The sequence below is a fragment of the Alicyclobacillus pomorum DSM 14955 genome (genome assembly GCF_000472905.1).
Taxonomy (GTDB): Bacteria; Bacillota; Bacilli; order Alicyclobacillales; family Alicyclobacillaceae; genus Alicyclobacillus_A; species Alicyclobacillus_A pomorum.
In genome coordinates, this window is the sequence record NZ_AXAR01000014.1 from 34,352 (window position 1) to 48,207 (window position 13,856).

13 protein-coding genes are annotated in these 13,856 nt (G+C 56.9%); 2 read left to right on the forward strand and 11 right to left on the reverse strand.

Annotation, left to right across the window (positions count from 1 at the left end; translation table 11 throughout):
- Window positions 1-18: 18 nt before the first annotated feature.
- The 4 genes from YWK_RS21935 to YWK_RS0113610 form a co-directional block, all read right to left on the reverse strand.
- The gene (locus tag YWK_RS21935; RefSeq protein ID WP_156909154.1) at window positions 19-192 is read right to left on the reverse strand and encodes a hypothetical protein; all 174 of its coding nucleotides are present in this window, start codon (window positions 190-192) and stop codon (window positions 19-21) included.
- 1 nt (window position 193) lies between these two features.
- On the reverse strand, window positions 194-1,300 hold the full coding sequence (locus YWK_RS0113600; protein WP_035467069.1) for a GerAB/ArcD/ProY family transporter: 1,107 nt from the start codon (window positions 1,298-1,300) through the stop codon (window positions 194-196).
- Window positions 1,300-3,108 carry a spore germination protein gene (locus YWK_RS0113605; RefSeq protein WP_026965235.1) on the reverse strand — a complete coding sequence of 603 codons (1,809 nt, stop codon included), beginning with the start codon at window positions 3,106-3,108 and terminating at the stop codon, window positions 1,300-1,302. Before YWK_RS0113605 ends, YWK_RS0113600 begins: the two co-directional genes overlap by 1 nt.
- Before the next feature lie 137 nt (window positions 3,109-3,245).
- Window positions 3,246-3,836 (reverse strand): DUF2140 family protein, encoded by a 591-nt coding sequence (locus YWK_RS0113610; RefSeq protein ID WP_026965236.1) that lies wholly within the window; start codon window positions 3,834-3,836, stop codon window positions 3,246-3,248.
- 127 nt (window positions 3,837-3,963) lie between these two features.
- On the opposite strand from YWK_RS0113610, the gene YWK_RS0113615 reads away from it, so the two are divergent.
- Window positions 3,964-4,269, forward strand: a complete 306-nt coding sequence (locus tag YWK_RS0113615; RefSeq protein WP_026965237.1) for a DUF2614 family zinc ribbon-containing protein — start codon at window positions 3,964-3,966, stop codon at window positions 4,267-4,269.
- A gap of 9 nt (window positions 4,270-4,278) precedes the next feature.
- On the opposite strand, the gene nth is transcribed toward YWK_RS0113615, so the two are convergent.
- From nth to YWK_RS0113650, 7 genes are all read right to left on the reverse strand, one after another.
- Complete coding sequence (gene nth / locus YWK_RS0113620) at window positions 4,279-4,998, reverse strand: endonuclease III (RefSeq protein WP_035467112.1); 720 nt, start codon at window positions 4,996-4,998, stop codon at window positions 4,279-4,281.
- A gap of 71 nt (window positions 4,999-5,069) precedes the next feature.
- The gene (locus YWK_RS19965) at window positions 5,070-6,506 is read right to left on the reverse strand and encodes a bifunctional metallophosphatase/5'-nucleotidase (RefSeq protein ID WP_051375597.1); all 1,437 of its coding nucleotides are present in this window, start codon (window positions 6,504-6,506) and stop codon (window positions 5,070-5,072) included.
- 4 nt (window positions 6,507-6,510) lie between these two features.
- Window positions 6,511-8,088, reverse strand: coding sequence for a long-chain-fatty-acid--CoA ligase (locus YWK_RS0113630; RefSeq protein ID WP_026965239.1), 1,578 nt, complete (start codon window positions 8,086-8,088; stop codon window positions 6,511-6,513).
- A gap of 26 nt (window positions 8,089-8,114) precedes the next feature.
- Window positions 8,115-8,684, reverse strand: coding sequence for an HDIG domain-containing metalloprotein (locus YWK_RS0113635; protein ID WP_026965240.1), 570 nt, complete (start codon window positions 8,682-8,684; stop codon window positions 8,115-8,117).
- Window positions 8,681-9,322, reverse strand: a complete 642-nt coding sequence (locus tag YWK_RS0113640; protein WP_026965241.1) for a YktB family protein — start codon at window positions 9,320-9,322, stop codon at window positions 8,681-8,683. Before YWK_RS0113640 ends, YWK_RS0113635 begins: the two co-directional genes overlap by 4 nt.
- Before the next feature lie 116 nt (window positions 9,323-9,438).
- Window positions 9,439-10,758 carry a ribonuclease H-like domain-containing protein gene (locus YWK_RS21120; RefSeq protein ID WP_026965242.1) on the reverse strand — a complete coding sequence of 440 codons (1,320 nt, stop codon included), beginning with the start codon at window positions 10,756-10,758 and terminating at the stop codon, window positions 9,439-9,441.
- Window positions 10,759-13,032, reverse strand: a complete 2,274-nt coding sequence (locus tag YWK_RS0113650; protein WP_026965243.1) for a DEAD/DEAH box helicase — start codon at window positions 13,030-13,032, stop codon at window positions 10,759-10,761.
- A gap of 243 nt (window positions 13,033-13,275) precedes the next feature.
- Between YWK_RS0113650 and YWK_RS0113655 the strand changes: the two genes are divergently transcribed.
- Window positions 13,276-13,851: a transcriptional regulator gene (locus YWK_RS0113655; protein ID WP_026965244.1), complete on the forward strand. Its 576-nt coding sequence runs from the start codon at window positions 13,276-13,278 to the stop codon at window positions 13,849-13,851.
- Window positions 13,852-13,856: the final 5 nt, after the last annotated feature.

Genomic DNA, 13,856 nt, shown 5'->3' on the forward strand with positions numbered 1-13,856 from the left:
CACGGAGGAAGGCATTTCTCACAGGTACACTTTCCAAAAGACCGCACCGGCCACCGCTAATGAAAGGCACGCGACGACATATACAGACGCCGCTGCAATGTTCAACTTCTTTTTCTGCATCCATCGTCCAAACTGAATGGTGTACACAAAAATCCATAACGGAATCAACATGGAAGCGAAGAACCTGATCACGCTACACCACCCTCCCTTTCCTCGGCAGCAGCGCCGCGAGCCACAATCCGACCATCGGCAAGGCAAATTCAATCAGCCAAGCCCACTTCCACACAATCACATCGAGGTAGTCCAAAACGAAGGCCATGTCTTTCGGCAACAAGCTTCCCGCGAAACACAGCAGTCCCAGGGCAGGCAGGATGGGACGCAACACCGGCCAGTTAAAACCTACACTCAAGGCATAGGCCGCACACCAGAGCGTAATGGCCATCTTCACGACTGCGGCGCTCACCCACATGAATATGAAAATACTTTCCAGTCTCTGAAAAAATCGACCGATGTGGATGATCCGCGCCAAGGAATACATGGGTGATGTCAGCTTGTTGGCTTCCTGTGGCATAAACACCATGTGATACACCACCAGGAACAGAGCCAGGATGAACGTAGCGTACAGCGTACTCTTAATGCCTATCGTGCGAAATTCCTTCGGGTCATGCGTGTGGATGCGGATCATGCACAACACAATGATGTTGGAGAAAATCGTCGTACTATCCAAGGTACCCCAAACGATGTTCGGAACCCCGGAACCCCAAAACGGGAGCAGAAGTACCGGCTTCCATTGGTTGATGGTGAACAGGCAGAGGGCGAAGATGCCAACGATGAATACCGGCAAAGCGAGGAAGGAAACCCTGGCGATGGCCTCCAATCCGCAAAATGCCACATACACAACGGCGCAGACGAACAGGCCGCCGACAATGTAGATGGGTGTGTTGGGTAACACCGTTGTAATCACGTTTTCCGAGAATTCACGCATGATGGTCGCTGTAATGACCAAAAAGTACAACGCAATGACGACAGAGAGCGCTCCTGTTACGACTGGCCCGAAGCGGTCGCGAAATACCTCCACTAGGCCCATGTTGGAGAAATATCGCCGAAACAGCGCATCTAGAATCAGGACGACAACCAGCGAAATGACGCCCGACAGAACAGGTTCCATCCATGCCGCTTCATAGGCAGACGAGGACACGATGCGCGGATAGTTCAAGAATGAGTGCACGGCGACCAAAATCGTCAACATTGCGGTCATTTCTTTGCCGCCGATGGATGCTTTTTGCTGTGGCCGTTGCACTAGGCGTCACCCCTGTCGTTGTTTCGGCCCCCGCGGCGCTTGGACGATGAGGACCAACTTCGCGTATGTGGTTGCTGCCGCCACTCGTCTCTGGTTCGGAGAAAGCTCGGCCGCTGGTTCATCGTAAACGCGGGCCCTCGCTGCAGGACGTCCAACGACGAATTCATGCTCGGCGTAACCGGAGCGAACAACGGCACACCGAACGACTTTTGCACCGAAAGCCGTGCAAGGAGCACGCAGAATACCAGCGTGATGCCGTAAAAGCCGAACAGCGCTCCGGCCAGAAGGAAGATAAAGCGGAACGCTCGCACGGCAAATCCAAGGGTATAGTTGGGTATCGAAAACGAAGCCAGTGCCGTGACAGCGACCACGATGACCAAGAGCGGACTGACAATCCCTGCCTGCACGGCGGCTTGTCCAATAATCAACGCGCCGACAATGCCGATGGTCGGCCCTATCACCGAAGGAATGCGAATGCCGGCTTCCCGGATCAGCTCAATCGCAAACTCCATCAACAACACTTCCACAATGACAGGGAACGGAACTTGCTCGCGGCTGCCCGCGAGCGCCAACAACAAATCTGTCGGGATCATCTCTGGGTGGTAGTTCGTCATGGCCACGTAAACCGCTGGCATCAGCAATGCCGTAAGGACCGAGAACCACCTCAAAATCCTGAGGAAGGTGCCGAACGGCCACTGCAAGTAGGCATCTTCCGGTGAATGCATGAGGGACCAAAAGACAACGGGCACCGCGAGCACGTATGGGTGGTGCCCTACAAAAATCGCGACGTGTCCTTCCGTGAGCATGTGCGCGATGCGGTCTGGCCGTTCCGTCGACAACGCCTGCGGGATGAGCATATAGGGATTGTCAGCAATGAACTGCTCGAGCAACCCGCTGTCCGACATATAATCGACTTCAATCGCCTGAATGCGCCGTTTGACCTCTTCCACCAGCCGCTCATTCGTCAGTCCGGCCATGTACATGATGCCGACATCCGTACGCCCCAATTTGCCCACGTTCATCATTTCCGTAACGAGGTGTTCGCTGCGGAGGCGAGATCTGACGAGACCGGTATTCGCTCGAAAACTCTCTGTGAACGCGTCGTGCGGGCCGCGCACGACCGCTTCTGTTTGACTGACCCCGACAGACCGATGCTCCCAGCCCTTGGACTCGACAATCAGTGCCGAGGCGCACCCGTTGACAAAGACGGCAGTGGATCCCGTCAAAATACCGGCCGTGACATCCTTCCACTGCTCGAACTCCGAAATCTGGTTGCCGGGTAGCAACGCGGCCTTGACCGTGTCCATCGTCCTATCCTTCGGTCCGTCTCCGATGTGTGTCAGGATCATCAGGGGCTGCAAGATGTGCGTGTTGATAATGGTCTTGTCTGCCATGCCGTCTACGAATACAGTGAGGGCCTTGACGTGAGGCTCCGTGCCAATGAAAAACTCTCGTATGACAATGTCCTTGTTTTCTGGAAGGTGAAAAATCTGTTTTAACATGGCGTGGGAATCATCCACGTCGTCAGGAATCTTTTCGTTGGGTTCCGGCGCGCGATGCGAAGCCTTATCCTCTGCGTTCCGAATCAGTTCCCGCATGGGGATTGGCCGACGGATGAATAAATCTGGCTCCTCAACGGCCAAGGCGACGTCCGGCGCCGGTTCCTCACGCCGAGCGTCGCCTTGGTCGCCCTGTTCGTTCGGTGCATTCCGTTGACCCTTGGAACGCGAATCCGTCAGGGAAAACTGTTCATCCAATACGCCGTCGTCTACCGTAAAGATTTTTCGGAGCCATCCCGGTATTTGCACACGTTTCCCCCCAAGCCAAAGTCTCGGGAGTTAGCTTGCAACAGGGAGCCATTGATTATTCCAGTTCAGCTTCCGCGATTTGTAGCAACGCGGCGAGCCACGCGCGTGGCAATGACAAAGTACGGAGTTCGCAGTCGTCAGTGGCTTAAGAGGGATTTGGGAACAATCGTGATGCGGAGCGTGACAAGTTTCGTCGCCGTGGAGTAATCGATAATTTGAATACCGTACGGTTGCTGTGGTCGATTGGTGAACAGCAGGTTCAACGCATGCTGCTCCGAATCCACCGTGATCCAAGACGGCCACGGCAGGTGCTTGAAGATAAAAAACAACGCGCTTGTGGGAACGGGGAGTTCCCCCATGTTCGCTTGCAAGACTTGTAACGTCAGATTCCCTCCGGAAGTCTTCGGCGCCATGATAATATCGCACGGCACAACCCGATCCGCGAGCTTGATGCCGACCTGTACCTCCCAATTCGTGTCAAAATGAACACGCGCGTACGCAAGGACACGTTGGACGTCCTTCTGCTCAGACACCGCGTATTCTAGATAGGAGTTAATCGCGTCTTCTCCGACCGCAAGCTGCACGGTGGCGGGTTTGTCTTGGCCAGCCAACTGGTTTACCTTCGCTTGAACACCTGCGGCTTTAGGTAATGACCCCCACCACAAGGTGAATCCAACGAGAATCAGTAAATTCAAAGACAAGAGCGCCACGAACGCTTTTTTCCACATCTGTCCCCCTCCTCACATCGACGTCTCGAGACGCTGGTGATGTGGACATTGCCGGTGGGATCCGCTAGGATAGAATCGCTGACGTATCGCCGCAACTTCGGCGACAGCCAAGGTGGTGGATTCCCAATTGAACGTTAACAAGTGGCGCAACGCCGCACTGGTGTTCATGTTTGGCGGATTCTTTGTCATGTATCTTGGCGTGTTCAACAAATCTCTGCTTCCATTGTTGTTGGTCATCGGAAGCTTGGGCGTTGTTGGCGGAATCCTCATATACTTCCGTTTCGGTCCCGTCAACCAAAGCATTCACGAAACAGAATGTCCGAGGTGTGGGGTCCGCGTGCGTTTGACAGGGCAAACGGACGCCTGCTCTCACTGCGAGCAACCACTCCGTCGCACGGAGAGCGGAGAATACGAGCCATATGTCGCGGAGTAAGCGACGCCCTCAACCATCCGAGCGGCGACGGCTCCGAGGCTTACGCTGTTGCGCGTCCTCCTTCAATGGAAACACTTTTTCCTTGAGTTTGCTCTCGTTCTGCAGCAATTTGTAAAACTGACAGAATTGCGAGACAGGACAGATGTCGCACTTGGGATTTCTCGCTGTGCACACCTGCCGTCCGTGGTGAATCAACCAGTGGTGCGCCTTTGACCACAGTTTCTGAGGAATCCGCTGGCAGATTTGCCGCTCGGTAATCTCCGGATTCATGCTGTTGGCAATCCCAAGGCGATTGGAAACGCGCTGCACGTGCGTATCCACGGCTAGCGCCGGGATGCCGAACGCGTTAGACAAGACCACGTTGGCTGTCTTGCGTCCCACACCAGGCAACTGTATGAGTTCCTCCAGCGTTCGCGGGACCTCGCCGTGAAACTTCTCGAGCAACATCCGACACGCGGCCACAATGTTCTCCGCTTTGGCTCGGTACAATCCTAACTCTTTGATATCTTCTTGTAGTATTTCCGGAGTGGTTGCCGCGTAGTCCTCTGGACCGCGGTATTTTTTGAAGAGCCGTTCTGTAACCATATTGACACGAGCGTCGGTGCACTGGGCTGACAATATCGTCGCAATCAGCAACTCAAACGGGTTGCCGAAATGGAGGGCGCATTTGGCGTCCGGATACGCAGCTTCCAGGTGCACCAACAATCTGCGCGTGTTGGCACGAGACATCAGGTTCATCGGTTCCATTTCCTCCACTCGGAGAAATATATGAGGTTGTCCACAGAATCATGACGGATGGACTACCTCACCACATGATACCGCGGGTGCTTGGCGCGGGCAAACCAGGCGTTCACGGCCATTTGTTCTATGAGAACTTCCCGCACCAAAGAAGGGCGGATATCGATGTCCCATCCCCGCTGAAACTCGGGAAACAGCGGAGATAGCCACAGGTATTCGCAAGTGACAATGCGGTACGTGTCATCAGGCACGATTTCCTGGCCGCCAACGAAGAGCGACTTGAGAACCCGCTGCGTTGCTCTGTCGTCTGTGTGCTCGTGAATCACCGCCGTTGCCCCCGCAAGCGCGAGATACCCCACAACGGAGCCGCGAAACCCGTACCCCCTTCCCCGTGCGCAGTAGTAATCCCGGCGAATCGATTTTTGTACAATGGCTTGCACATCGGATCCCTTCAGGCTCATCAACAACGCGCGCGTCGGCGTGGAACACGCACCAAGCACGTGCCGTCGGGTCACCACCCCCGGAAGCAAGCTGGCATTCAACGCCCCCGCCATCATGATAGCCATATCGCACGGGTACGCGGACAACAAGGCGTCCGCCAACGCGTTTGGAAAGAGGGATTCCTCATCAAAGCGGACGGGAAGTGCGCTGTCCAAGGCTGCCACCGGTTTATCGAGCGTCGCGTCAACGTCCGAGAGGTAGCTCTGGTACGCGGACAGCATCGCAGTATCCAGCGGATCGTGCGCAGACACGAGAAGCGCCCGGGCGTCGACGGCCAACACTTTGCGATGTACTTCGTCGTACGTAATGGTGGTGTGTCCAAACGCTTCTCCGTGTTTCCCGGCTTGGAAGATAGCGGTTCCGGCCACAAATTCTGGCTCGTCCATGAAGGTATGCGAGTGTCCGCCGAGGATGACGTCGATGCCTGGCACGCGCGCCGCCAGTTCTCGGTCGTTCCAAATGCCCAGGTGCGATAGAACCACCACGACGTCACACCCTGCACCTCGCAGCTCGGCAACCGCTTTTTCAGCACACTCCATGGGCGGTAATGCAGTTGCTGGAAGATGTTCATACGGTTTGTCGTAACTCGGCGTTAACCCAAACACGCCGACGCGAACACCACCGCAAGAGTAAATTTTCCAATCCACAAAACCGGGGACCTGTCCACCCCCGGCGTGTCTCAGGTTGGTTCCGAACACGGTGGTCCGCGACCGTTGAACGAGCGCATTCCAGTGGTCGTACGGGATAGTCAGTCCTTCGTTGTTTCCAAACACCCATCCATCGTAGCCAAGCGCAGCCAGCATCGCGGCATTGATTTCGCCGAGCGTTGCCTCGGTTTCCGGCCGCACTCGGTCCACCGCGTCACCAATGTCAAAGGTGAGGACCGGTTCCCCCGCGTCCGTCAATTCTTTTCGCAGCGCACGCAAAGCGCGTCCCAACTTCATGTGGTTTTCCAATTGGCTGTGCACGTCATTGCTGTGCAGCAGGTGAATGTTCACAAACTCACCCCGATTGCTCATCTCGCAGCGCGCGGCGCAGTATTTTGCCAATGGCCGTCTTTTGAAGATCCGAGCGAAACTCCACGAGTGTCGGAACCTTGTAGGCAGACAAATACTGACGGCACCACGCCTGAATATCCTCGGCTGTAACCGTATAACCCGGTTTGCAGACGACAAAAGCTTTCACCGTTTCGCCGCGGTAATCATCTGGCGCGCCAACCACTGCGGCTTCCAACACCGCTGGATGCTTGTACAAAACCTCTTCCACCTCGCGTGGATAGACGTTATATCCGCTGGCAATAATCATGTCCTTTTTCCGATCCACAATGTACGTGTAGCCGTCTTCGTCCAATTTTGCCATGTCACCGGTGAGCAACCAGCCGTCCACCAGCGTCTCAGCGGTCTCTTCCGGACGGTTCCAGTAACCTTTCATCACTTGTGGCCCACGGACAGCCAGTTCTCCGATTTCCCCCACCGGCAGCGTGACGCTGCTATCCTTGGGGCTCACAATTCGCACGTCCGTGTTGGGCGTGGGCAAGCCGATGCTTCCAGCTCTTCTGCGGTCTGCAGACGGATTGAGGTGCGTGACTGGAGAAGCTTCCGACACCCCGTATCCCTCCAGGACCGTAGCCCCCGTCAAGGATTCGAACGCTTCCATGACTTGCACGGGCATCGGTGCCCCACCGCTGTTGCAAACACGCAGGCTGGACAACGCGTCGGAACCTGGTGGAATGACTTGTGTCAGGGCAACGTACATGGTCGGCACCGCTGGAAACAACGTTGGCCTGTATCGTTCAATCAGCTGCACGAGCTCGTGCGCATGAAACCGCGGGACGAGCAGCATGGGTATGCCCGTGTAGATTGACAAGTTCATGCACATGGTCAGCGCGTAGACGTGGAACAGAGGAAGTGCACACACCGTCATGTCGTCTTCAGTGACTCCGCCCGGCAGCATGCTGTACGCCTGCACTGCGTTGGCGACGAGATTTTGATGTGTCAACATCGCCCCTTTGGGTCGTCCGGTCGTACCGCCGGTGTACTGGAGCACGGCCACCGTTTCGACGGGGTTCAAATCCGCTGGGTCCCCTGGTGCGCGGACCGACGCCAGCCAGTCGTCAAACCACACATCCCCGACGGGCAACGTACGGTCGGACGGGCCAAACCGAACTGCCACCACTGTTTCTACAGGCAACGTGGAACGCACCTCGTCCAAGACAGGAAGCGCTTTATCGAATGCAATGACCCATCGACACGCCGAATCCTGCAAAAGATAGGACAACTCGGCCTCCGTGCAGAATGGATTCAACTGCACAGCGATAGCTCCGATGCCTGTAATCGCATAAAACGAAATGACGTACTGCGGACAGTTCGGCAACATGATACCGACTCTGTCGCTCGGTTGTACCCCCAAATCCCGCAACGCAGCCATCGCTCTGCGTACACTGCCATGCAGCTGCTCGTACGTGCATTCGACACCAGCGAACACCGTCGCCGTACGCGATGGGCGCCGCTGTGCAGTGTTCGCGAGCATGTCGTACAAACGAAGGGTAGGGATCTCTGCGTGTTCTCCCGTGACGACCATTTTTACACCCCGCCCCCTGTCAATGTCTATGCGCTCTCACTGCCATCCAATCCTAGTTGTGGCGCGACCTTTGTCACGGCGGAAATGACAAAGGCGATGTGTTCGTCCAGGTCTACGCCAAGTTCCTTCGCGCCCTGGTAGACGTCCTCCCGACTCACTCCGCGAGCAAACCCCTTGCTTTTCAGCTTCTTCTTGACGCTCTGGACCTCCACGTCAGCCAGGTTCCGCGTGGATTTGACCATCGCAACGGCCATCACGAAGCCTGATAGTTCATCACACGCAAACAAGGCCTTCGACATCAAGTCGTTGCGCGGAGGGCCGTGGTGACCGTGCGCCTGAATCGCGTAGATGACGTCCTCCGGATATCCGCGTTCTCTGAGGATTTTGGCCCCAACAACGGTGTGCTCGTCGAGCGATGGGTATTTTTCGTAGTCGAAGTCGTGCAAGAGGCCAGTGATGCCCCACTTCTCTACGTCTTCGCCAAACTTTTCCGCGTACGCGCGCATCGCAGCCTCGACCGCGTACGCATGTCGGCGAAGTGACTCTCCCTCTGTGTATTCGTGCAACAATGCCAAAGCTTCTTCGCGCGTCTTCACAGCGGTACAACCTCCGATGTCGCCAAACGATAAAGTGGTATCAGCGTGGAGAAACACGATTGCACGCGCTCGATGAACGCGGCAGGCGCTAGCGATAGCGCTTCTTCGCGGGGAATTCGAATGCCGACGAGCAGATCCCCCTGCTTCTTCGTAATCAGCCGATCCGCCAGTTGTCCAAGTCGCTCTGGCGTCATATCACGAGTGGGCACCGCTTCTGGACGAGTGTAGTCTGGGTACCACTCGAAGTCAGGTGGAATCCGCCGTAGCACGTCATCCAAGTGAGCCCTGAGTTGATGGCCGAAATGCGCCCGGTCCGGTGCCTCGTAGATCAGCCCGAATGTGGCAAACGCATGCGTGGGCCAGACGCCGATTTGAAAGTGCGGATGCTTCTTGTAGCCCCGTTTGTCGGTGCAAAACGCCACCCAGCTGTCTTTGGGCGGGTTCACCGTGCGGCGGGCGTGCTTCGCCACATGGGCATAGACCGGGGTTCCCAGTAACTCCGACAGATACGTGGAGACGTCTCGACCCAGCTGCTCCAGTTTCGGGCTCAAATGTGCCTTCAGGGCTTCCATGCGCGATTCCAACCCTGGTATTGCAAAGACGTCGAAGTCCGCTTCCGTAAATCCGCGAAACTCCATGGTCCGTACTTCCTCCTTTGTCGCGTGTCCACGACGGCGCCATCCAACGCGAATCTAGGCGATTTGCAAAATCCCTCTCGGACACACGCTTTGTATTAAAGGTAGACAACCCTGGGTCAACGCGCAAGCGTGGCACCTTGCCTATGCGCTTTACGCTGGACGCGCTGCAGGCGGTGCCGCAAGGATGCCACCACCGGATGGACGGATGCTTCACTTCCAAGGTCGGGCGATACACTGACCCCCCCGCGGTACACGATGCGGGATTGGACGACCGCTCGTTCCAGTGCCACGGCGGTCCAATGTTCCGCGAGGGCGTAGTCGCGCTGTCTGTGTTCGTAATACTTTGCCAGCTCTACGGCGGGTTGTACGGACCACGAGTACGCGTGCGCCATGTGCTCCCACACGCGCGTCGCTTCTGCCCACAATTGGCGGCGCTTCAAGTGCAGGCTGTACAACCAGTGACTTTTCCAGTCCGCATCTGGACATTGCAGCGCCGCCACAAAACACTTGGCGGCCAAGTCGTACTCTTGCCACTCGTCGTAATACCGCCCGATGGCCACGTGTTCGCTGGAACGCTCGACCGGGAGGTCTCCCGCGAGGATGGCGGCCAGCGTCACCGTCAACCCCACCAGACTGCAGACGTCCGTGGCGTTGTGCTCGAACACGGGCGCAAGCAACTCGGCGTCTCGCCGGACTGCGTACTCGAAGTACCGACCAGGCGCTTCCTTGCCCGGCAGATCATCCGTGCGCACCAAGCCAAGTACCGCTTCCTCCACCGCGCCCAGCGTGACCCGTTCCAATCGAGCCTTCCATAGTCGGCGGCTTGGATACAATAAGTCGATTTGCCCGAGCTCGGGCTGGCGCATCCGATACATGGTCATGCGGTTTTTCAGTAGTGGCCAGTCAAACGATTTCCCGTTGAAACTGACGATTTGAACGCCTTCGGTGAAGTGTTTCGACGACAGTTCCTCAAGTAGCGCCGCCTCTCCCCCGTAATCCTCGAGAAAGTACTGGTATAAGACCAACTCGTCGCCCTCGATGCGTGCCACGGCGTGCAAAAACGGAATCGTTCCTGCTCCGGTCCCGAGCCCCGTCGTCTCCGTGTCGTAAAATCGTAAGTTCTCAGCTTCCGCGCAGGGTTGCCGGACAGCGCGGCACAGCACGTCCAACTTGGCGGAAAGGATGTCGCCAAATCGAACATTCCCGTGCACGGTGAGCAAGTCGTACCGCAACACACGCACCCAACAGCCGGCGCCAGCTCCGCCGCAGGGCTGAAACCCGAGTGGGACCAGTGGATGCTCCTCCGCTGGAGGCACCTCAGCGGCGAAAGCGTCCTCTCTGACCGGAGGCTGTGGCGGCGTCGGGGTCCCTTCCACATCCGGTCGCCCCACCGACTTTTGAAGGGCTGCCAACCGCTCCTTCAGTGATCTGGCCATTTACGCGAACACCTCTTCACTGGATGTCACCGTGCGCAATAGGTCTTGGACGTGGCGTTTTGCGGCAGGCTCTGTCTGCGGGCCAATGCAGGACGGGCAGCCAGCCTCACACGGGCAATCGGTGACCATTTGCAAGGCCATGTCAAACACATCCTTCGCCACCCGGAACACGCGTTCCGAAATACCGACCCCGCCCGGATATGCGTCGTACAGGTACAATGTGGGCATCCCGTCCAATACGTCCCGGATTTGCACGGTTGCATGGACGTCGGACAGTGAACACATGCAAAGCAAGGACGTCGCCTGCTTGAGTGCGTACGCCGCGCCGAGCAGCGCGTTCTCCCACTGGCTGTTGTCAAACGGCAGCGCATCCCGCCGCCACTGACACCAGTAGCCCACACTGTGCAATTCTGCTTCTGGCAGGTGAATCTTCCCCCACCCCAGGTTTTCGTGCGTATCAAATTTAATCTTCTTGAACAGCGTGGCCATCGCGTTCACCATGACTTCTCCCGTTCGGTGCACAGCGACGCCGCTCTTCACGGACGCTTCCTCCAGGACGTCCAAAACCTGGAGCCGCACCGCCAGTTCCGCATCTGTGTAATAATCCGCTTCCACCGCGCGGACAAACGCCTTGCCGTTCTCCAAATCGAGCCGCTCCACCTGGTAGGACTTCGACTGATGCAGGTAAATCGCCTCTTCATGCAGCGTCGTCAGCGCACTGAACCGGTCCGTCTCGCCAATCACCTTGGGCTTCGGCAGCGTCTCGTCGATGATGACCACATTGTCCTGCGCGGCGCTGCGCAGCGAGATGCTGTGGCTCGGCAACGCGTCAGACATCCAAAAGTAACGGCCGTCGCTTCCCTGGTGCAAGACCCGGTGTTGAGCCAGGTACTCGAGCAACTCGGACGTGGTTTCCACACCAAAAGACTCATCCGCAGCAAACGGTAGCTCGTACGCCGCACACTTGACGTGGTCCGCGAGAATGAGCAAGTTTTCCGGGTACAGCCGCGCCGCTTCCGGAGGACTGTCCAACACGGTGCGAGGGTGATTCACAATGTATTGGTCCAACGCGGAAGCGTTGGCAATCAGGAGAGACACCGACAGCCCGTGTCTCCTCCCGGCCCGTCCACTCTGCTGGCGAAAGGAAGCGATGGACCCGGGATAGCCGACGGAAATCGACGCTTCGAGCGATCCGATGTCGACCCCAAGCTCCAATGCGTTCGTGCTCACCACGCCACGAATTTCGCCGGATCTGAGCCCCCGCTCAATACTCCGCCGCTCCGTGGGTAAGTAGCCCCCGCGGTACCCGAACACCTTGTGTCGGAGGCGCTCAGGAACTCCTTGCTTCCAGTACGACGAAAGCACTTCGACTTGCGTACGAGCCTTTACAAACGCAATGGTAGATATCCCTTCAGTAATCAGCCGTACGCCCAGTCTGCGGGCTTCCTGCAACGACGACTTGCGCAGGCCCAACTGAGGCTGGACAATGGGCGGATTATAGAAAATAGTGTGGCGCTCACCCTGAGGCGCCCCGGACTCAGAGATCACCCGTACCGTCCTATCAGTCAACTCTCGACCCAATTCCTCCGGGTTGGCCACGGTCGCCGAACTGAGAATGAACTGTGGTTGACTGCCGTAATAGGTGCAGATGCGCGACAGACGCCGAATGACATTGGCCACGTGGCTGCCGAACACACCTCGATAAATGTGCGCCTCGTCAATCACTACGTACTTCAGATTCTCGAACAGCCGCAACCACTTGGTGTGGTGGGGCAGCATTGCCGCGTGCAACATGTCCGGATTGGTCACCACGATGTGCCCCGCTTCGCGGATTTTCTGGCGGGCATGCACCGGCGTATCCCCGTCATACGTGTAGGACTGGACGTTGGTGACGAGGTGTCCTGCCAACTCGTGCAATTCCGCGACCTGGTCCTGCGACAGTGCTTTGGTCGGAAAGATGTACAACGCGCGCGCGTTTTCATCCTTGCAGATGGCATCCAGCACCGGCAGGTTGTAACACAACGTCTTTCCGCTCGCAGTCGGGGTGACCACCATGACGTTCTGCCCCTCGTGCACCGCCTCTATCGCTTCCTGCTGGTGGGAGTACAGCTGCTTGATGCCCTTCTGAGCTAAAGCCGCGCGAACTTGCGGATGCACCCAATCGGGGATATCGCGGTAGCGAGCCAACCGCGCCGGCGTGATCTCCCAGTGCGTGACCTGCTCCGAAAACGCTGGCGTTCTCCGCCACTCGTCCAATAACATTGCTAGTTGCATGCACCGAAGCCCCTTTCCTCTCTATGAGAGTTCTGCATGAAACAGCGAACTCCTGTTCGCTTGTGGCAGTGAATTCTTCTGTGCGGACGCAGATTCAAGTTGGACTCTACGATTTTTTTCAATTTCGAGGTCACCTTCTCGAAGTCATGACATAGCATGTTATAGACCCTCTCAACCGGGAATTGTATGAATCTCGTACACCATGGAAATAAAGTATAGTACAGACGCGAGGGAGGAATATTCGTGCAGAGCGTTGAGAAATGGGTGACAAGGTCAGATGCCTGGACTTCGGAGGACGACGAGCGACTGTCATCCATCGTACTAACCCATATCCGTACTGGGAGTACCCAACTACGGGCGTTTGATGAAGCGGCAAACGAACTTGGCCGCACGGCCGCAGCTTGTGGATACCGTTGGAACGGTGTGTTGCGCAAGGAACTCCGGACTGAGATTGAGTCGGCGAAGCGTGAGCGCAAAGCAGCTCAAAAGAGCGGCGTCAGTGCATCCCCCGGACGGCGCGCCGCCGTAACCACAACGGTGACATCGTCCGACTCCATGAAAGACGTCATTTTGTTTTTGCAAACGTATGATATGCAGTACCAAAAGCTCCGGGGCCAAGTCGAGGAGTTGGAACAGGAAAAGGCGCGCCTCGTGGATCGGGTTCGCGAATTGGAGTCCATCGCCGTGCAGAGTGTGCACGCCGCAGCACCTGCGGAAATTACACCCGAACAACTAGAAGAGGACTCCAAAACGTTGTTTGCCATTATGGAACGAGCGCGCAAATTACTTGAGACGGATGGCGCAAAACGCAGCGAATGACCCGC

Bases quoted from the DNA above. Each gene is read 5' to 3' on its own strand.
- YWK_RS21120 (WP_026965242.1), bottom strand. From the start codon at position 10,758: ATGGCCAGATCACTGAAGGAGCGGTTGGCAGCCCTTCAAAAGTCGGTG.
- YWK_RS0113610 (WP_026965236.1), bottom strand. From the start codon at position 3,836: ATGTGGAAAAAAGCGTTCGTGGCGCTCTTGTCTTTGAATTTACTGATT.
- YWK_RS0113650 (WP_026965243.1), bottom strand. From the start codon at position 13,032: ATGCAACTAGCAATGTTATTGGACGAGTGGCGGAGAACGCCAGCGTTT.
- YWK_RS0113640 (WP_026965241.1), bottom strand. From the start codon at position 9,322: ATGGAGTTTCGCGGATTTACGGAAGCGGACTTCGACGTCTTTGCAATA.
- nth (WP_035467112.1), bottom strand. From the start codon at position 4,998: ATGTCTCGTGCCAACACGCGCAGATTGTTGGTGCACCTGGAAGCTGCG.
- YWK_RS0113630 (WP_026965239.1), bottom strand. From the start codon at position 8,088: ATGGTCGTCACGGGAGAACACGCAGAGATCCCTACCCTTCGTTTGTAC.